The organism is Delftia sp. SD018 (assembly GCF_017355445.1).
Classification (GTDB): Bacteria; Pseudomonadota; Gammaproteobacteria; order Burkholderiales; family Burkholderiaceae_C; genus Comamonas; species Comamonas acidovorans.
Genome location: NZ_JADDRN010000003.1, coordinates 1 through 19,042 on the forward strand (window position 1 = coordinate 1; position 19,042 = coordinate 19,042).

General features: G+C 67.4%; 18 protein-coding genes. 1 reads left to right on the forward strand and 17 read right to left on the reverse strand.

What is annotated here, in order from left to right; genetic code table 11:
* Positions 1-152: 152 nt before the first annotated feature.
* The 9 genes from INR38_RS04905 to INR38_RS04945 all read right to left on the reverse strand — a co-directional run bounded on the left by INR38_RS04905 (position 153) and on the right by INR38_RS04945 (position 11,459).
* Positions 153-1,127, reverse strand: coding sequence for a nitronate monooxygenase family protein (locus INR38_RS04905; RefSeq protein WP_013804143.1), 975 nt, complete (start codon positions 1,125-1,127; stop codon positions 153-155).
* Between the two features lie 7 nt (positions 1,128-1,134).
* The gene (locus INR38_RS04910; protein WP_207443938.1) at positions 1,135-2,148 is read right to left on the reverse strand and encodes a tripartite tricarboxylate transporter substrate binding protein; all 1,014 of its coding nucleotides are present in this window, start codon (positions 2,146-2,148) and stop codon (positions 1,135-1,137) included.
* Positions 2,149-2,213: 65 nt separating this feature from the next.
* Complete coding sequence (locus INR38_RS04915; protein WP_013804145.1) at positions 2,214-3,233, reverse strand: tripartite tricarboxylate transporter substrate binding protein; 1,020 nt, start codon at positions 3,231-3,233, stop codon at positions 2,214-2,216.
* A 118-nt stretch (positions 3,234-3,351) separates the two neighbouring features.
* Entirely contained in the window at positions 3,352-4,608 is a 1,257-nt protein-coding gene (locus INR38_RS04920) for a CoA transferase (protein WP_013804146.1), read from the reverse strand.
* Positions 4,609-4,650: 42 nt separating this feature from the next.
* On the reverse strand, positions 4,651-5,451 hold the full coding sequence (locus INR38_RS04925) for an enoyl-CoA hydratase (protein WP_013804147.1): 801 nt from the start codon (positions 5,449-5,451) through the stop codon (positions 4,651-4,653).
* Positions 5,452-5,467: 16 nt separating this feature from the next.
* On the reverse strand, positions 5,468-6,604 hold the full coding sequence (locus tag INR38_RS04930; protein WP_207443940.1) for an acyl-CoA dehydrogenase family protein: 1,137 nt from the start codon (positions 6,602-6,604) through the stop codon (positions 5,468-5,470).
* Positions 6,605-6,624: 20 nt separating this feature from the next.
* The gene (locus INR38_RS04935; RefSeq protein WP_016451776.1) at positions 6,625-7,821 is read right to left on the reverse strand and encodes an acyl-CoA dehydrogenase family protein; all 1,197 of its coding nucleotides are present in this window, start codon (positions 7,819-7,821) and stop codon (positions 6,625-6,627) included.
* Positions 7,822-7,987: 166 nt separating this feature from the next.
* Positions 7,988-9,169 carry an acetyl-CoA C-acyltransferase gene (locus INR38_RS04940; protein ID WP_063327246.1) on the reverse strand — a complete coding sequence of 394 codons (1,182 nt, stop codon included), beginning with the start codon at positions 9,167-9,169 and terminating at the stop codon, positions 7,988-7,990.
* Positions 9,170-9,341: 172 nt separating this feature from the next.
* Entirely contained in the window at positions 9,342-11,459 is a 2,118-nt protein-coding gene (locus tag INR38_RS04945; RefSeq protein WP_207443942.1) for a 3-hydroxyacyl-CoA dehydrogenase NAD-binding domain-containing protein, read from the reverse strand.
* A gap of 278 nt (positions 11,460-11,737) precedes the next feature.
* On the opposite strand from INR38_RS04945, the gene INR38_RS04950 reads away from it, so the two are divergent.
* Positions 11,738-12,649: a LysR family transcriptional regulator gene (locus INR38_RS04950; RefSeq protein ID WP_071954384.1), complete on the forward strand. Its 912-nt coding sequence runs from the start codon at positions 11,738-11,740 to the stop codon at positions 12,647-12,649.
* A 1-nt stretch (position 12,650) separates the two neighbouring features.
* Here INR38_RS04950 and INR38_RS04955 read toward each other — a convergent pair whose 3' ends face one another.
* The 8 genes from INR38_RS04955 to INR38_RS04990 all read right to left on the reverse strand — a co-directional run bounded on the left by INR38_RS04955 (position 12,651) and on the right by INR38_RS04990 (position 19,042).
* Positions 12,651-13,010 carry a YXWGXW repeat-containing protein gene (locus INR38_RS04955; RefSeq protein WP_034398157.1) on the reverse strand — a complete coding sequence of 120 codons (360 nt, stop codon included), beginning with the start codon at positions 13,008-13,010 and terminating at the stop codon, positions 12,651-12,653.
* 128 nt (positions 13,011-13,138) lie between these two features.
* The gene (locus INR38_RS04960) at positions 13,139-13,564 is read right to left on the reverse strand and encodes a type II toxin-antitoxin system VapC family toxin (protein WP_207443944.1); all 426 of its coding nucleotides are present in this window, start codon (positions 13,562-13,564) and stop codon (positions 13,139-13,141) included.
* A complete protein-coding gene (locus tag INR38_RS04965; RefSeq protein ID WP_207443946.1) occupies positions 13,564-13,821 on the reverse strand; it encodes a type II toxin-antitoxin system Phd/YefM family antitoxin in 258 nt (85 codons plus the stop codon). Before INR38_RS04965 ends, INR38_RS04960 begins: the two co-directional genes overlap by 1 nt.
* A gap of 154 nt (positions 13,822-13,975) precedes the next feature.
* Positions 13,976-14,854 (reverse strand): protease HtpX, encoded by an 879-nt coding sequence (gene htpX, locus INR38_RS04970; RefSeq protein WP_013804154.1) that lies wholly within the window; start codon positions 14,852-14,854, stop codon positions 13,976-13,978.
* A gap of 82 nt (positions 14,855-14,936) precedes the next feature.
* Positions 14,937-15,746: a DUF3025 domain-containing protein gene (locus INR38_RS04975; RefSeq protein WP_207443947.1), complete on the reverse strand. Its 810-nt coding sequence runs from the start codon at positions 15,744-15,746 to the stop codon at positions 14,937-14,939.
* The gene (locus INR38_RS04980; RefSeq protein WP_099752311.1) at positions 15,743-16,648 is read right to left on the reverse strand and encodes an NYN domain-containing protein; all 906 of its coding nucleotides are present in this window, start codon (positions 16,646-16,648) and stop codon (positions 15,743-15,745) included. Before INR38_RS04980 ends, INR38_RS04975 begins: the two co-directional genes overlap by 4 nt.
* A 33-nt stretch (positions 16,649-16,681) precedes the next feature.
* On the reverse strand, positions 16,682-17,722 hold the full coding sequence (gene pyrC / locus INR38_RS04985) for a dihydroorotase (protein WP_012203315.1): 1,041 nt from the start codon (positions 17,720-17,722) through the stop codon (positions 16,682-16,684).
* A gap of 72 nt (positions 17,723-17,794) precedes the next feature.
* The gene (locus tag INR38_RS04990; protein ID WP_207443949.1) at positions 17,795-19,042 is read right to left on the reverse strand and encodes an alpha-hydroxy acid oxidase; all 1,248 of its coding nucleotides are present in this window, start codon (positions 19,040-19,042) and stop codon (positions 17,795-17,797) included.

Below are 19,042 nucleotides of genomic sequence, written 5' to 3' on the forward strand. Positions count from 1 at the left end.
GACACGTTTGACGGGTACAAGGATTTTCATGAGAAAGCTCTTTCCTGGTTTTTGAAGTACGACTTACGCAAGAAGGAACAAGGCAAGCGGCTTGCCATGGGGCGCAGCACGTTGTCGCATCCTGTTTGCGTAAGTCCTGTGAAGATGGGCGGTCAGCGGGCCAGGCCTGCCAACCGCTCGTTGATCAGTGCATGGGCCTGGTCCATGATGCCGGAGATCAGCTGCTGGACCGTGGGCACGTCGTGGATCAGGCCGGCCACCATGCCGCAGGACCAGACGCCTGCGTCCATGTCGCCGTCATGCATGATGCGCGGATAGACGCCGGCCACCTCGGGCGCGATGTCGGCAAAGGTGATGGCCGCGCCCAGCTCGCGCTCCTTTTGCAGCAGGCGCTCGGTGGCCGGGTTGGTCAGCACGCGCTCGGTGTTGCGCAGCGGGCGCATGACCAGACGCGTATCCAGCTCGCTGGCCGCAACGATGGCCTGCTTGACGTTGTCGTGCACGGGCGCTTCCTGGGTGGCAATGAAGCGCGTGCCCATGTTGATGCCCTCGGCGCCCAGCGCCAGCGCAGCCACCAGCGAGCGGCCGTCGGCCATGCCGCCCGAGGCGACGAAGGGAATCTTCAGTTCTTCGGCCGCGCGCGGCAGCAGGATGAAATTGGGGATGTCGTCCTCGCCCGGATGGCCGCCGCATTCGAAGCCGTCCACGCTGATGGCGTCGCAGCCGATGGCCTCGGCCTTGAGCGCATGGCGCACCGAGGTGCACTTGTGGATGACCTTGATGCCGGCTTCCTTGAGCGCGGGCAGCCATTTCTGCGGGTTGTTGCCCGCCGTCTCCACGACCTTGACGCCGCCTTCGATGATGGCCTTGACGTAGCCCGGGTAGTCGGGCGGGTTGACCGAGGGCAGGAAGGTCAGGTTGACGCCGAAGGGCTTGTCCGTCATCTCGCGGCAGCGCGCGATCTCGCGCGCCAGCAGCTCGGGTGTGCGCTGGGTCAGGCCCGTGATCAGCCCCAGGCCGCCCGCGTTGGAGACGGCGGCGGCCAGCTCGGCCAGGCCCACATGGTGCATGCCGCCCTGGATGATGGGGTGCTCGATGCCAAAGAGTTCGGTGATGCGTGTCTTCATGTCGTTGTCACTCCACTGCAATGCCCTTGTCGCGGATCAGCTGGCCCCAGCGCGTGTAGTCCTGCTGGATGCGCTGGCCCAGCTGGGCGGGGTTCTGGAAGGCGGCGATGGCGCCTGCGTTGAGCAGCTTTTCCTGGATGTCCTTGTCGGCCAGGATCTGCTGAACTTCGCTGGCGATGCGGTCGACCACGGCCTTGGGCGTGCCCTTGGGCGCCAGCAGGCCGCCCCAGGAGACAGCGTCGTAGCCCTTGATGCCCTGCTCGGCAATGGTCTTGGTGTCGGGCAGCATGGCCACGCGCTGGGGCGATCCCACGGCGATGGCGCGCAGCTTGCCGGCCTGGATGTGGGGCAGCGCGGCCACGAGGTCGGCATACATGATCGGCACCTGGCCGCCGATGGTGTCGGTGATGGCGGGCACGCCGCCCTTGTAGGGCACGTGCTGCATGTCGAAGCCGGCCATCTGCTTGAGCAGCTCCATGCTCAGGTGGCCGAAGCTGCCTGCGCCCGAGCTGGTGTAGTTGAGCGCGACTTTCTGCGCCTTGGCGTGGGCGATCAGGCTCTTGAGGTCGGTGACGTCGGGCAGCAGCGTGGGGTTGACCACGATGACTATGGGCAGGTCATAGACCGTGGCCACGGGCGTGAAGTCCTTGACGGTGTCGTAGCCGGCCTTCTTGTACAGGTGCGGTGCCAGCAGCGTGGGCGTGGCCAGCATCATCAGCGTGTAGCCATCGGCGGGGCTCTTGGCGACCTGCACTGCCGCGATGGAGCCGGAGGCGCCAGGGCGGTTTTCCACCACCACGGTCTGCTTGAGACGCTCGCCCAGCTTCTGGCCCACGATGCGCGATGCCGTGTCGGTGGGGCCGCCCGCCGGGAAGGGCACGACCAGCCGCAGCATCTTGCTGGGCCAGCCGGTCTCGGCCAGGGCGCCGCCGGCCAGGCCGGCCAGCAGCGGGGCTGCGGCCAGGGCCAGAACGCTGCGCCGCGTGGGGCGTGCCGGGGATGCGGGATTGCGCGTGTACATGAAGTCTCCTCTCAAAGCTGTCTCAGCAGTCGTCGGTGGCGGCCCGCTGCCGCGGGCCGGAAAAATCAATCAAGCTTCGCGCCAGCTTCCTCCACCAGCGCCTTCCAGATGGGCATGTCGCGCTGGTAGTTCTCGCGGAAGGCCTGCGGGCTGTTCATCAGCGGCATGAAGCCTGCGCCCACGGTGCGCTCCAGCACCTTGGGGTCCTTGGCGATTTCGCGAAGGTGGCCGTAGAGCTGGTCCACGATCTCCTTGGGCACGCCGGCCGGTGCGCCCATGGCCACCCAGCCGTAGATGGCGTAGGCGTCGTCGGTGACGCCCTGCTCATGGATGGTGGGCAGCTTGGGCAGGATTTCCATGCGCTCCTTGCCGGTGACGCCGATGGCCTTGAGCTTGCCCGAGTCGATGAAGGGCTTGGTGTTGAGCGCGCTGGAAAAGCACATCTGCAGCTGGCCGCCGATCAGCTCTTGGATCATGGGTGCCTCGCCCTTGTAGGCGGCGTGGGTCATGTCGGCGTCCATGGTCTTGCTCATGTAGGCACCGGCCAGGTGGGCATACGAGCCCACGCCCCAGGAGCCGTACGAGAGCTTGCCCTTGTTGGCCTTCACATAGGCCAGCAGCTCCTTCATGTTGTTGGCCGGCACCGAGGGATGGACCACCAGGGTGACGGGCGCCGCCGCGATCTGGGTGACCAGGGCGATGTCCTTTTGCGGGTTGTAGGGCAGCTTGGTGTAGAGGAACTGGTTGATCAGCATGGAGGTGCTGAGCGAGACCAGCAGGGTGTGGCCGTCGGCGGGCGCCTTGACCACGGCGTCCGTGCCCAGGATGCCGGCCGCGCCCGCGCGGTTGTCGATGACCACGGGCTGGCCCACGCGCTTGGCCAGGGCCTCGCCGATGGTGCGCGCAATGATGTCGGTGGCGCCGCCCGCGTTGAAGGGCACGACCACGCGGATGGGCTTGGTGGGCCACGCGGCCGGCTTGCCGGCCTGTGCGAGGGCGCTGGTGGCGCCCGTGGCCAGCAGGCTGGTGCCGCCGATGGCGGCCAGCCCTTGAAGAATGTCGCGGCGTGTGACTTGGTTGCTCATGGTTTTGTCTCCTGGGTATTGCTGTCTATGGGTGCCGTCTTGGTGCGGCATGCAAACCTGGCGGGTCGGGAGCCGGGCATCAATGGCCCCCGTGGAATCAGTCGCGTGATCGGTCCTCTTATCCCTGTTGCGCGGGGGTCTCGGGCAGGGTCAGCACGCCCTTGGACTGCAGCTGCTGCAGCTGCTCGTCGCTCATGCTCAGCAGCCGGTGCAGCACCTCGCGCGTGCCCTCGCCCAGCGTGGGCGGTGCATGGCGGATGGGCAGGCGCTGGCCGTCCAGGCGGTAGGGCGGCGCGAACACGGGCGTGGTGCCGACCACGGGGTGGGGCATGTCCTGCAGCAGGCCGCCACGGCGCGTGCGCTCGCTGGTCAGGGCCTCGTGCAGGCCGGCCACGCGGCCGCAGGGGATGCCGGCGGCCGTCAGGCGCTCCAGCAGCAGATCGCGCGGGAAGGAGCGGATCAGTTCCTTGAGCATGGGGCCCAGCTCCAGGCGGTTCTTGGCGCGGTTGACGTTGGTGGAGAAACGCGCGTCCTCGACGATGTCGGGGCGCATCACCACCTGGCGGCAGAACTTGTCGAACTGGGCGTTGTTGCCCACGGCGATGATCAGCGGGCCGTCAGCGGCCTCGTACATGCCGTAGGGAACGATGGAGGGGTGGGCATTGCCGTAGCGCTCGGGGTCATGGCCGAGCTGCATGGCGTCCAGGCCGTAGTAGCCGGTGATCATGATGCCGCTGTCGTACAGCGCCATCTCGATGAGGCGGCCCTTGCCCGTGCGCTCGCGGCGGAACAGCGCGGCCAGGATGGCCTGGGCCGCGTACATGCCGGTCATGAGATCGACCACGGCCACGCCGAACTTGAGCGGCGGCGTGCCGGCCTCGCCGTTGAGCGCCATGAGGCCGGCCTCGCCCTGGATGACCAGGTCGTAGCCGGGGCGCTTGGCCTCGGGCCCGCTGCTGTCATAGCCGGCCACGGCGCAGTAGATGATGCCGGGCTTGATGGCCTTGAGCTGTTCGTAGCCCAGGCCCAGCTTCTCGGCGCCGCCGGTCTTGAAGTTGTGGATGACCACGTCGAACTGGGGCAGCAGGTCGTGGACGATCTTCACGCCCTCGGGGGTCTGCAGGTCCAGCGTGATGGACCGCTTGTTGCGGTTCATGCTGTTGTAGTAGGTGGTCTCGGTCTTGCCGATGCGCAGGCCCCAGTCGCGCGTGTCGTCGCCGCGGCCCGGGTGCTCGACCTTGACCACTTCGGCGCCGAAGTCGGCCAGCACCATGCCGCACAGCGGCCCCGCGAACACGCGCGAGAGGTCGAGCACGCGCACACCCTCCAGCGGGAAGTCGATGTCCTGGTTCTGATCGTTGTGGCTGTCGGCCATGTGCGTTGTCTCCTTGGAAAGTCTTTTAGGTCTTGAGCGGTTTCAGCCGCGCAGCTTGGTGAAGTCGGCAGCGCGCTTTTCGAGGAAGGCGCCAATGCCTTCGCGCGATTCCTCGCTCTCCTGCGAGCGCACCATGTACTGCGCCTCCAGCTCCAGCTGCTCTTCCAGCGTGTTGCGCGGCGCCTGGCGGCACAGGTCCTTGATCAGGGCCATGGCCTGGTCGGGACCGGTGGCCACCTGGGCGGCCAGCGCCACGGCGTCGGCCTGGGCCTGGCCCGGTTCGGACAGCCGGTTGACGGGCCCCAGGGCATGCAGGCGCTCGCCGCTGATGCGCTCGCCGGTCAGGCACAGCTCGGTCAGCACCTGGCGCGAGACGAACTCGGCCAGGAAGGCGGTGGCGCCGCCATCGGGCGTGAGGCCGACCTTGACGTAGGCGACCGAGAACACGGCGTTCTTCGCGGCCACCAGCATGTCGCAGGCCAGGGCCAGCGACAGGCCCGCGCCGGCCGCCGCGCCTTCGACCGCGGCGATCACGGGCTTGGGAAAGTCGCGCACGCTGCGGATCAGGTCATGCAGGCCTTCGAGCTTGGCGCGTCGCTCCTGCACCGGCAGCTCGCGGCGCTTGGCCAGCTGGCGCAGGTCGCCGCCCGCGCAGAAGTGGCCGCCCTCGCCCGTGAGCACCACGGCGCCCACGGTGGGGTCGGTCGCCGCGCTCTTGAGCGCCGCCGAGACGGCCGCGTAGAACTCGGGCGACAGCGCATTGCGCGCGGCCACGTTGTTGTTGGACAGCACCAGCACGGCGCCTTCGCGGCGGGTCAGCAGGACTTGGTTCGCTTCGGTCATGGCGGCTTTCCTTGGCTCAGTGTTGCGAGCCGAGTGCGATGTAACGCGACAGATGGTGGTCCTCGTCGCCGAACTGGTGGTCGATCATGACCAGGCGCTTGGCGTAGTGGGCCAGGGGCAGCTCCCAGGTCATGCCGATGCCGCCATGCATCTGGATGCTTTCCTCGGCCACCAGGGTGCCGATGCGGCCGATGCTGTACTTGGCGGCCGACAGGGCCTTCTCGCGCGCCACGCGGTCTTCGTCCGCAATGGCGGCGGCCGCGTTGATCACGGCCGAGCGCGCCTGCTCCACTTCCAGCAGCAGGTCGGCCATGCGGTGCTGCAGGGCCTGGAAGCTGCCGATGGGCACGCCGAACTGCTTGCGCGTGCGCAGGTACTCCAGCGTCTGGTCCTTGGCCACGTCCATGGCGCCCACGGCCTCGGCGGTCAGCGCCAGCACGGCGTAGCCGCTGACACGTTCCAGCAGGGACAGGCCCTGGCCTTCTTCGCCCAGCAGGGCGTCTGCGCCGACCTGCACCTTGTCCAGCACCAGCTCGACCGCGCGGCCGCCTTCGATGCGGTTGTAGCCGCGCTTTTGGATGCCTGCGGCATTGCCGGGGACCAGGAACAGGCTGATGCCGGCCTCGTCGTACTGGCTGCCCGAGGTGCGGGCCGAGACCAGCAGCAGGTCGGCCTTCTCGCCGAAGGCGACCACGCCCTTGGCGCCGTTCAGCACCCAGCCGTCGCCGCTGCGCACGGCCGTGGTGGCGACGTTGTTGAGCTCGTAGTGGCTGCCGGGCTCGTCATGGGCCAGGGCCGCGATGGACGTGCCGCCGATGATGGCTGCCAGCTGTTCCTTTTGCGCATCGCTGCCGGCCGCGATCAGGGCCTGGCCCACGACCAGGGCGCCCAGCAGCGGCTCGGCCACCAGGCCGCGGCCCAGGCATTCGAAGACCACGCTGATGTCGAAGCCCTGGCCGCCGAAGCCGCCAGCGTCCTCGGGGAACAGCGCGCCGATGGCGCCGATGTCCGCGAACTGCCCGTACAGCAGCGGGCTGTGGCCTTCCTCGCCATAGGCGACGTGGTTTCGCGCCTCGATGGCGTACTGCTCGGAGACGAAGCGGTTGAGGCTGTCCGCCAGCATGCGGCGGTCTTCGGTGTGTTCGAAGTTCATGTTCCGTTTTCCTTGCCGGATCAGAGGCCGAGGATCATCTTGGAGATGATGTTCTTCTGGATTTCGTTGGAGCCGCCGAAGATCGACAGCTTGCGGTAGTTGAAGTACGCGGCGGCGGCCGTGGCGGCAGCCGCGTCGCCGATGGCGGGCTGGTCGTAGCCGGCCTGCAGGGCCTCTTCGATGAAGGGCGCGGCGTAGGGGCCCATGGCGCGGCGCACCAGGGACAGGATTTCCTGGCGGATCTCGGTGCCGCGGATCTTGAGCATGGAGCTTTCGGCGCCCGGCACGCCGCCGCCGGCCACGGCGGCGATCACGCGCAGGTTGGTGGTCTTCATGTTCTCCAGGTCGATCTCGACCTTGGCCAGGCGGGCCGCGAACAGCGGGTCCTGCGTCAGCGGCTTGCCGTTGCGCAGCATGCGGCCGGCGACGGCCTTGAGCTTTTCCAGGCCGGCCACCGAGAAGCCCACGCCCGCGATGTTGGTGCGCTCGTAGGTCAGCAGGTACTTGGCGTAGGTCCAGCCCTTGTTCTCTTCGCCGACCAGGTTCTCCACGGGCACCTTGACGTCGGTGAAGAAGACTTCGTTGACCTCGTGCTCGCCGTCCAGCGTGATGATGGGGCGCACTTCCACGCCGGGCGAGTTCATGTCCACCAGCAGGAAGCTGATGCCCTGCTGCGCCTTGGCTTCGCGATTGGTGCGCACCAGGCAGAAGATCATGTTGGCGTGCTGGCCCAGCGTGGTCCAGGTCTTCTGGCCGTTGACGATGTAGTGATCTCCATCGCGCACGGCCGACGTCTTGACCGAGGCCAGGTCCGAGCCCGAACCCGGCTCCGAATAGCCCTGGCACCACCAGTCGGCGCCATTGAGGATGCGCGGCAGCCAGTGGGCCTTCTGCGCCTCGTTGCCGTACTTGATCAGGACGGGGCCCAGCATGCTCAGCCCGAAGGGCACGATGCGCGGCGTGCCCGCCAGCGCGCATTCATGCTCGAAGATGAATTTCTGCACCGCGCTCCAGCCCGGGCCGCCGTGCTGCTCGGGCCAGTGGTTGGCCAGCCAGCCGCGCTCGTTGAGGATGGCGTGCCAGCGCTCCATGTCCTGCTTGGTCAGCTGCAGGCCGTTCTTGACCTTGTGCGACAGGTCCTCGGGCAGCTTGTCCTTAAGGAAGCCGCGAACCTCGTCGCGGAAGGCCAGTTCTTCAGTCGTAAATTGCAAATCCATTGCTATTCCCCAGTAATCCGTGGCGTTGTAAGCCGTTTGCAGCCCTGAAATTGGCATGCCCTAAGCGAGGGACGCCGAGCAAGGGCCGCCCCGCAGCAAGGGCGTCGTTCCCCTCCTGCGAAGCGAGAGAGGGGGAAGCGGCGCCAGCCGCTCAGGGGGTGCTTATTCAATAAATTTCGAACAGGCCTGCGGCGCCCATGCCACCTGCGATGCACATGGTGACCACGCCCCACTTGGCCTTGCGGCGCCGGCCTTCCAGCAGGATGTGGCCCGCCAGGCGCGCACCCGTCATGCCGAAGGGGTGGCCGATGGAGATGGCGCCGCCGTTGACGTTCAGGCGCTCGTTGGGAATGCCCAGCTTGCGCTGGCAGTACAGGGCCTGGGAGGCGAAGGCCTCGTTGAGTTCCCACAGGTCGATGTCCTCGACCTTGAGGCCGTGGCGCGCCAGCAGCTTGGGGACCGCGAAGACGGGGCCGATGCCCATTTCGTCAGGCTCGCAGCCGGCCACGGCAAAGCCGCGGAAGGCGCCCAGCGGGGACAGGCCCAGGCGCTCGGCCTGCCTGGCTTCCATCAGCACGCAGGCCGACGATCCATCGGACAGCTGCGAGGCATTGCCGGCCGTGATGAACTGGTCCGGGCCCTTGACGGGTTCCAGCTTGGCCAGGCCCTCCAACGTGGTGGAGGCGCGGTTGCAGTTGTCCTTGGTGGCGACCACGTCGCGGTAGGTGATCTCGCCCGTGTCCTTGTTCTTCTCGGCCATGCGCGTGGCGCAGGCAATGATTTCGTCCTTGAACAGGTCGGCGGCCTGGGCGGCGGCCGTGCGCTGCTGGCTTTGCAGCGAGAAGGCGTCCTGGTCCTCGCGGCTGATGCCGTAGCGGCGCGCCACGATGTCGGCCGTGTCGATCATGGCCATGTACAGCGCGGGCTTGTGCTCGACCAGCCAGGGGTCCATGTCGGTGGGCAGGTTGTTGCCGGGGCGGATGCCCGAGATGGTCTCGATGCCGCCGGCCAGCATGGCGTCCACGCCCTCGGCCACGATGCGGCCCGCCGCGATGGCGATGGACTGCAGGCCCGAGGCGCAAAAGCGCGTGATGGTCGTGCCCGCGATGGACAGGGGCAGCTCGGCGCGCAGCACGGTCTGGCGGCCCAGGTTGCGGCCCTGGAAGCCGTCGGGGTTGCCGCAGCCCAGGATCAGGTCCTCGATCATGGCCGGGTCGATGCCCGAGCGCTCGACCGCGGCCTTGACCGAGAAGGCCGCCAGCTGGGCGGCGGGCGTGACGTTGAACTCGCCGCGGTGCGACTTGGTCAGGGGCGTGCGGGCAGTGGAAACGATGACGGCTTCGCGCATGGTCGGTCCTTGCTTGTCTCTTGGGAATTTCTATTACTTGTTGCCGGCGCGGCCCAGTCGGGGACACCGAGGAAGGGCCTACGCCGGCCGCGCCACCCCACACCGAGGGTGTCGTCCCCCTCCCGCGTAGCGAGAGAGGGGGAAGCCGCGCAGCGGCTCAGGGGGTGGTCAGTTACGCTGCCTTGTTCAGGCTTTCGAAATCGCGGCCTTCGGCGACCAGCTTTTCGAGCAGGGGAGCGGGCTTCCAGAACAGCGCGTCTTCCTTGGCGAATTCGCGGATGTCGGCCAGCACCTTGTCCAAACCTTGCATGTCGGCCCACTTCATGGGGCCGCCACGAAAGCGCGGGAAGCCGTAGCCGGACAGGAAGGTCACGTCCACGTCCAGCGGGCGCAGGGCAATGCCCTCCTCCACCACCTTGGCGCCTTCGTTGACCATGGCGGCCATGTAGCGGCGCATGATTTCCTCAGGGGTGAACTTGCGCGGCGTCACGCCCTTCTTGGCGCGCTCGGCATCGACGATGGCCAGCACTTCGGGGTCGGGCTGGCCGACGCGCGCGCCCTGCGGGTAGAGGTAGAAGCCACGGCCCGTCTTCTGGCCGAACCAGCCGCGCTCGCAGACGCGGTCGGCCACTTCGACGTAGCGGGCCTTGGGATCGCGCGTGGCAGCGCGCCGCTTGCGCGTGGCCCAGCCGATGTCGCCGCCGGCCAGGTCGGTGACCTGGAACGGGCCCATCGGGTAGCCGAAGCCGCGCACGGCCTCGTCGATCTCGTAGGGGCTGGCGCCGTCTTCCATGATGTAGTCGGCAGCCTGCTTGTAGACGGCCAGGATGCGGTTGCCGATGAAGCCGTCGCAGACGCCGGCGCGCACAGGCACCTTCTTCATGCGCTTGGCCAGCTCGAAGGCCGTGGTCACCACGTCGGGCGCCACCTTGGCGGGCACCACGATCTCCAGCAGCTTCATGATGTTGGCGGGGCTGAAGAAGTGCAGGCCGATCACGTCCTGCGGGCGCGAGGTCGCGGCGGCAATGGCGTCGATGTCCAGGTAGGAGGTGTTGGTGGCCAGCACGGCGCCGGGCTTGCAGACGCGGTCCAGTTCCTTGAACACGGCCTTCTTGACTTCGAGGTCCTCGAACACGGCCTCGATCACCAGGTCCACATCCTTGATGTCGTCATAGGAGGTGCTGGGTGTGTAGCGCGCCATGACGGCGGCCTTGGCCTCCTCGGTCATGCGGCCCTTGGCGATCAGGCCGTTGTAGACCTTCTCCACATTGGCCTGGCCGCGCGCGATGGAGTCGGCGTCGCGCTCGATCATGGTCACCGTGAGGCCCGCGTCCAGCGCGGACACCGTGATGCCGGCGCCCATGGTGCCGCCGCCGATGACGGCGATCTTGGCAAAGTGGCGCGGCGCAGCGGCCTTGGCTTCGGGAATCTTGGCGGTTTCGCGCTCGGCGAAGAAGGCGTGGATCAGGCCGGCGCGCTGCGGGCTGTTCAGGCATTCCACGAACAGGGCACGCTCCTTGGCGATGCCTTCGTCGAAGGGCAGCTCCACGGCGGCGCGCACGCATTCCACGATCTTCAGCGGCGAGAACAGGCCGCGGCTCTTCTTGGCGGTGTCGGCGGCCAGCGCGTCGAGTTCGGCCAGGGCGGCGGCCTTGTCGGTAATCTCGATGTCACGCGTGCGGCGCGGCGCGGTATTGGTTGCCAGCAGCTCGTTGGCGTAGGCCAGGCCTGCGGCCGTGGCGTCGGTGCCGTCCACCAGCTTGTCCACCAGGCCGGCGGCCAGCGCGGCCTTGGCAGACAGGTGCTTGCCGCTGAGCATGAGGTCGGCGGCCGCCTTCACGCCCATCAGGCGTGGTGCGCGCTGCGTGCCGCCAGCGCCGGGCAGCAGGCCCAGGTTGACTTCGGGCAGGCCGAGCTTGGCAGCCGGCAAAGCCAGGCGGTAGTGGGCCGACATGGCCACTTCCAGGCCGCCGCCCAGGGCCGGGCCATGGATGGCGGCGACCACGATCTTGTCGGAGGCTTCAAGACGATTGAGCACTTCGGGCAGCGAGGGTGGCATGGCGGGCTTGCCGAATTCGCGGATGTCTGCTCCGGCGATGAAGGCCTTGCCCTCACCCACGATGAGCACGGCCTTGACGGCGGCATCCGATTCGGCCTGCTCCACGGCAGCCAGCAGGCCGGCGCGCACGGCCTGGCCCAGGGCATTCACGGGGGGGTTGTTGATGCTGACCACCAGCACGGCACCATCAAGGCGGGTCTGGACCACGGAAGCCTGGGCTTGTTCGCTCATCTGTATGTCTCCGAACTTGGGTTTTCCACTCAAAACATCCATTCTTGCCACGACAATGGTTCTTTACAATCCCATGAATGATTGACAGACTGTAAAAACGTATTTGACAACCCCCTGAGCGGCTTACGCCGCTTCCCCCTCTCTACCCGCTTCGCGGGGGAGGGGGACGACACCCTCGGTGCGGGACGGCCCTTCCTCGGTGTCCCTCGCTTTGGGTTGCGCCAGTTTTATGCCCTCTGCTCTTGCGCTCGATCTCGCTGTTTTGCTTGGTGAACTGAATGGATCTGAACTCGCTGACCCTGCTGGTGGAAATCATCGATAGCGGCAATCTGAGCCAGGCGGCGCGCAAGCTGAAGATGACGCGGGCCAATGTGAGCTATCACCTGACGCAGCTGGAAAAATCGGTGGGGGTGCAGCTGGTGCGGCGCACCACTCGGCGCGTGGAGCCGACCGAGGTGGGGATGCGGATGTACGAGCATGGCCGCGCGATCCAGAACGAGATGATGTCGGCGCGCGAGACGATCACGTCGCTGGGCCAGGGGATGGCAGGCCGCGTGGGGCTGAGCGTGCCCAGCGGCTATGGGCAGATCGTGATGAGCGACTGGCTGATCGAGTTCAAGCGGCTGTATCCGGGCATCGTGCTGGATGTGCTGTTCGAGAACCGCGCCGACCATTTGCGCGACGAGGTGGACATCGCCATCCGCGTGATCCAGGAGCCGCCGCTGTCGGTGATTGCGCGCAGCCTGGGCAATGTGCACTACGTGGCCTGCGCCTCACGCGAGTATGCGCAGCAGCACGGCCTGCCCACCACGCTGTACGAGCTGCGCAACAGCCCGCTGATCACGGCCGGCGTGATGGGCCGCCAGCTGCGCCTGTCGGCCTACCAGGGAACGGACCGCCAGGAGGTGCTGCTGGCGCCGACCATGATCTCCGAGCACTTCCCCTTCCTGCGCCAGGGCATTCTGGCGGGCCTGGGCGTGGGCCTGGTGCCCGACTACGTGGTGCAGGACAAGGTGGCCAGCGGCGAGGTCGTGCTGACCCTGCAGGAGTACCGCCTGAGCATCTTCGGCACCCACATGTACCTGCTGTACCTGCCCGACCGTCATCAGACGCGGGCCGTGCGCACCTGCATCGACTTCCTGCTGGCCAAGGCCGGCCAGGGTGGCAGCGGCGACGCTGCCGCCACCTGAATCAGCGGCGGTACCAGCCGCCCGGGCGCTGGTACCAGCCACGCGGGCCATGGTCCCAGCCGTGCGGACGCCAGCCATAGCCGGGGTGCGGCGGCGCGGCCCAGTAACCGGGGCGCCAGGCATAGCGCCCCCCACCCCAGCCCCAGGAGCCGCCGATCCACACATGGACCGGCGAGGGAGCGACCGGAATGACCTCGGTCTGCAGCGGCGGCGGCGCCATGGGCGCGTAGACCACCTCGCCCGAAGGACCTACGGGATAGGCAGGCGCAACCACGCAGCCGGTCAATGCCACGGTGGCGGCAGCCAGGACCAGGGCCGGAACCAGGCGACGGCCCGGCGTTTGAATCGATACAGACTTCACGATGCACTCCTGGCCGCGCTTAGTGCGGCCATGCAGATACAACGAAAAAGCCCCTGCCGGTTGTTGACAGGGGCTTGTGAAGTCTGGGTAAAGATCAAGTCTGGCTGTACGTGAGGTTGAGACGGGCCCTACATCCAAGGGTTCAAGACGCGCACTCCATGAACATGGAACGGCTCGAAATCCTTGATGTTGCGAGTGACCACGCACAAGCCATGCACCTTCGCCGTGGCCGCGATCAGGCTGTCGGCCAGCGGCCGCGGCGCAGGCACGTGGTAGGCCGCGTTTTCCATGGCAACCATCGCATCCACTGGCAGCACACGCCCCTGAAAGGCCGTGAACACGCGTTCCACCAGCCAGCGGCGCAGCACCTGCCCGGCAACCGGGTCTTGCCGGGCTTTCAACTGCACGCCTTTCTCCAGCTCCATCAGCGTGATCGCGCTGATGAAAAGGGACTCGGCCGCGACCGATTGCGCCCAGGCCACAACGCCATCGTTCGCGCGGCCCGCCGATGCCTTGCGCAGTTCGGAAACGATGTTGGAGTCCACCAGATACATCAGGACAGGTCCACGGTGCGCGGCAAATCCTTCGTGCGCTCAATGTCGAAATCGATATCGGCGGCCTCGGGCATGGCCAGCAATTGAAGAATGTTCCGGGTCTGCCCCGACAGTTCACGGAATTTCTCAATGCTCATCAGCACGTGGGCAGGTTGCCCCCGGTCCAGGATGTAGACCACGTCATCACCGCTGGCCGCTTTCTTGGCAGCGGAAACATGCTGGTTGAATTCACGGCTGCTGAAGGTCGAAATCTGCATGACGCACCTCCGTCAAAGAAAATGCTTGTACGTTACTACATTCGCATAAATGCAGCACCGGACAAGCATTTCTGATGGAGCTTCGTGAAGCGGAGCCCAGTCGATGACCGGGCTCCCACTGGACAGGCTCCAGCGTGTCGAACCTGATCCTGAATCAGAGGTTCTGCGCGTTTTGCAGCGCGGCAATGCGCTCTTCGATCGGCGGGTGGGTCGAGAACAGCTTGCCGATGCCGCCGGCAATGCCCATGGCGGCCACGCTCTTGGGCAGCTCGCCGGGGTGCATGCCGCCCAGGCGGGCCAGGGCGTTCATCATGGGCTGCTTGCGGCCCATGAGCTGGGCGGCGCCCGCGTCGGCGCGGAATTCGCGCTGGCGCGAGAACCAGGCCACGATGATGGCGGCCAGGAAGCCCAGCACGATGTCCAGCACGATGGTGGTCACGTAGTAGCCGATGCCGGGGCCCGAGCTGCTTTCGTCGTTCTTGCGCAGGAAGCTGTCCACGGCATAGCCGATGACGCGCGACAGGAAGACCACGAAGGTGTTCATCACGCCCTGGATCAGGGTCATGGTCACCATGTCGCCATTGGCGATGTGGGCGACCTCGTGGCCGATCACGGCCTCCACCTCTTCGCGCGTCATGCCTTCCAGCAGGCCCGTGGACACGGCCACCAGGGCCGAGTTCTTGAAGGCGCCGGTGGCGAAGGCATTGGGCTCGCCCTCGTAGATGCCGACTTCGGGCATGCCGATGCCGGCACGGTCGGCGAAGCCGCGCACGGTGTTGACGATCCAGGCCTCATCGGCATTGCGCGGCTCGTTGATCACGTGCACGCCCGAGCTCCACTTGGCCAGCGGCTTGGAGATCAGCAGCGAGATGATGGCGCCGCCAAAGCCCATGATGAAGGCGAAGCCCAGCAGGGCCCCGAGGTTCAGGCCATTGGAGGTCAGGAAGCGGTTGACGCCCAGCAGGCTGGCGACGATGCCCAGCACCACCACGACGGCGACGTTGGTCAAAAGAAAAAGTGCGATGCGTTTCATCAGTGGGTTCTCCACAAAGTGGGGAAAGGGGGAAGGATCTGGGCCCTGCAGCGTTGAAAAGTGAGGGCCCCACCGGCTGTTTTCAAGCCGGGTCCTGCGCCGTTGCCATTCCTTGTTGTGATGCTTGTGCGGAACGGGGCGCCCGGAACACGAGAGAGTCATCATAGAAGGAAAAGTTCTCGTTCTCGTGGCACCAGCCGGGCACGCCCAGCACGGGCAAGGGTGCAAAAGGCTTGCACGCCAGGGTGTCGGCCTCCAGCCAGATGCTGCCGGCCAGCCAGGCGTCGATGTCCGCCGTGGCGGGGCCTGCCGTGGCGCCTGCACCATCCGTGTGCACGCACAGCACATGGGCCGTGATGGGCTTGCGTGGCTGCACCAGCTTTTCCAGCAGCGCATGGCCTATGGGCAGCAGCCTGGCCTGGCGCCATAGCGCGCGCTGCTCCACGAAGAGCTGGTGCCAGCGCCGGTGCCTCAGCGCCTCGCACAGCGCGGCCGGCGCCAGCAGCAGGGCGCCGTTCTCGTCCAGCACGGTGACGGCATCGCGCAGCGGCCCGCGCTGCGCACCCACGCCCGCCTGGGCAATGGCGCCGGCCTGCAGGGCATTGCAGCGCTGCTTGAGCGCGGGCCAGCGCAGCCAGATCAGGCCGTTGAAGAAGTCATGCAGGTTGTCGCGCGTGGGAATGCAGCGCGTCTCGAAGATGAATTGCTCGTAGGCCTTGCCTTCGGGCAGATCGTGCTGGGGCACAAAGCGCCAGGGCAGCGCCTGTGCGTCGGCCAGTGACTGCAAGGCCTGCCAGACCGGCCGGCCCTGCTCCACCTGCAGGCAGGCTGCCCTGCCCTGCGCTTGCAGCCCCTGCAGCCAGGGCGCATTCCAGTCGATGGGAAATGTCAATTGCCGGACGGCCTGGACTGGGCCTTGGCCAGGCGCTTGTCGCGCACGGCCACGCGCGAGGTGCCCTCGTCGCGCATCTCGAACGCCTGCGTGGCCGCCAGCAGCTTGGTGAGCGTGGCGTAGCCGTAGTTGCGCGCATCGAACGAGGCCTTGTTGCCGATCTGCGCGCCCACGGCGCCCACATGGGCCCAGCCGCTTTCATCCTGCGTGGCGTTGACGGCGCTGCGCAGCATGCTCAGCAGGCGCGTGTCCTGGCGCAGTTCCTGCGAAGGAACACGCAGGCAGGGGCGCTGCGGCTCGGGAGCGGACAAAGAGGAAGGTGCCTGCTCGGCCTGGGCGCGCTCCTTGCCCGTACCAGTGGAGGGCTGGACAGAGGCCGCCACCGCGGCTGCAGCCACGGGCGGCACCGCCGCCTGGCCCGCCTCATGCGCGGCGTCCTGGCCATTGCCGTTGGCGGGCGCCGCCTCGCCCAGCGCCTCCAGGTACAGGAAGCGCGAGCAGGCATTGACGAAGGGCTGGGGCGTCTGCGCCATGCCGAAGCCGTAGACGGCCGCGCCCTTGGAGCGCAGGTGCATGACCAGCGGGGTGAAGTCGGCGTCGGAGGAGACGATGCCGAAGGCGTCGGGCCGCTCGGTGTAGAGCAGCTCCATGGCATCCACGGTCATCGCCATGTCGGTGGCGTTCTTGTGCTTGGAGTAGTCGAACTGCTGCATGGGCCGCAGTGCGAAATCGAGCAGCTTGCGCTGCCAGCCGCTGAGCGAATGCTTGGTCCAGTTGCCGTAGGCGCGGCGGATGTCGATGACGCCGAAGGTCGACAGCTCGGTCAGGATCTCGTCGATCATCTCGGCCGGCGCGTTGTCGGCGTCGATCAGCAGGGCGATGCGCGGTTGCGGCTCAGGCATGGCAATCCTCTGGCGGGTGGCAGTCCCGCCAGCTTAAACCAGCTTCCAGGGCAGGGCTTCGCCGGAGCGCAGCGGCTTCAGTTGCGCCTCGCCGAAGGCGAAGCTGTCCGGCGGCGTCCAGCTTTCGCGCACCAGGGTGATCTTGCCGGTGTTGCGCGGCAGGCTGTAGAAGTCCGGGCCGTTGAAGCTGGCGAAGGCTTCGAGCTTGTCCAGCGCGCCGGCATTGTCGAAGGCCTCGGCATACATCTCGATGGCGGCATGGGCGCTGTAGCAGCCGGCGCAGCCCGTGGCGTGTTCCTTGAGATGGGCCGCGTGCGGCGCGCTGTCCGTGCCCAGGAAGAACTTGGGCAGGCCGCTGGTGGCTGCCTCCACCAGGGCCAGGCGGTGCGTTTCTCGCTTGAGCACGGGCAGGCAGTAGTAGTGCGGACGGATGCCGCCCGTGAAGATGGCGTTGCGGTTGAACAGCAGATGCTGGGGCGTGATGGTGGCGCCCACGAAGCGGTCGGCCTCGGTCACGTACTGGGCGGCTTCGCGCGTGGTGATGTGTTCGAAGACGATCTTGAGTTCGGGGAAGTCGCGGCGCAGCGGGATCAGGTGCTGGTCGATGAAGGCGGCCTCGCGGTCGAACAGGTCGATGTCGCTGCTGGTGACTTCGCCGTGCACCAGCAGCAGCAGGCCTTCGCGCTGCATGGCCTCCAGCGTGGGGTAGATCTTGCGCAGGTCGGTGACGCCGTGGTCGCTGTTGGTGGTGGCGCCAGCTGGGTAGAGCTTGCAGGCCACGACGCCGGCCGCCTTGGCGCGCACGATTTCCTCGGGCGGCAGGTTGTCGGTGAGGTACAGCGTCATCAGCGGCTCGAAGGCCATGCCCTCGGGCACGGCCGAGAGAATGCGCTGCTTGTACTCCAGCGCCTGCTCGGCGGTGGTCACCGGCGGCTTGAGGTTGGGCATGATGATGGCGCGCGCAAACTGCGCGGCCGTATGCGGCACCACGCTGCGCATGGCTTCGCCATCGCGCACGTGCAGGTGCCAGTCATCGGGACGGGTGATCGTGAGGGTGTTGGTGGAGGCGGTCATTCCGCCATTTTCCCATCGCTGCGAAACCGCGGGCCAATTGCGGGGCACGCCACCCTCGGGACTGGCGCGTGGCTAACGCGGTCGCAGGTGCTGCGGCCCCAGCTGCTGCAGGCCTTGCACGCCGATCAGGGCCATGTTGCGCCGCATCTCGGCCGCCAGGATGGCGATGGCGTGCAGCACGCCGGCCTCGCCGCCCACGGCGCCCGCATAGTTGAAGGGCCGGCCCACGAAGACGAAGTGCGCGCCCAGGGCCAGCGCCACCAGCACGTCGTTGCCCCTGCGAAAGCCGCTGTCGATCATCACCGGGTAGTCCGGCCCCAGCGCCTCCACCACCAGGGGCAGCATGTGCAGGGGCGCGACCGCGCCATCGAGCTGGCGGCCGCCGTGGTTGGACAGGATGATGGCGTCGGCCCCGGCATCGCGCGCGGCCAGCGCGTCCTGCGGGCTGAGGATGCCCTTGACCACGAGGCGGCCCTTCCAGCGCCGGCGTATCAGGGCCAAGTGTTCCCAGCTCAGGTGGTCGCGTGCGCCGAAGTCGCGCGTGACGGTGGACGAGAGAATGGGCGCGCCGCGCGTGGCCTGCGAGTTCTCGAAGTGCGGCATGCCGTGCCGCACCAGCGTGCGCAGCGCCGTGCCCAGCAGCCAGCGCGGATGGGTGATGCCCTCCCACGCCAGGCGCAGGCCGGGCCGCAGCGGCGTCGAGAAGCCTGCGCGGATGTTGTTCTCGCGGTTGCCCGACACGGGCGTGTCCACGGTGACGACCAGGGTGGCGAAGCCTGCGGCCTCCACGCGCCCCAGCAACTGCACGATGCGCTCGGTCTCGCCGGGCACATAGGCCTGGAACCAGGCCTGGGGATTGGCCTGGACCACCTCCTCCATGCGGATCAGCGAGGTGCCGCTCAGGATGGCCGGGATGCGGGCCGCCGCCGCCGCGCGCGTCTGCACCAGGTCGCCCCGGTAGGCCGACAGCGCGCTGATGCCCATGGGCGCGATGCCGAAGGGCGCAGCCCAGGTCTGGCCCAGCAGCGGTGTGGCCAGCGTGCGCCGCGAAGTGTCGGTGAGCACGCGCGTCACCCAGCGGTGGGCATCGAAGGCCTCGCGGTTGGCGCGCAGGGATTTGTCGGTCTCGCAGCCGCCGCTGACGTAGGCGAAGATCGGCGCAGGCAGGTGGTGGCGCGCCGCCCGCTCGAAATCATCGAGCGACAGGATGCGCCTGAGCCTGCGCGGCGTGGAGGAGGCCTGGCCCGCGCCCAAGAGTGCGGGTGGAGGTGCGGAGGAACTGGGGGTGTCGAGCCGGTCGACCTCGATTGGGGCTGCCAT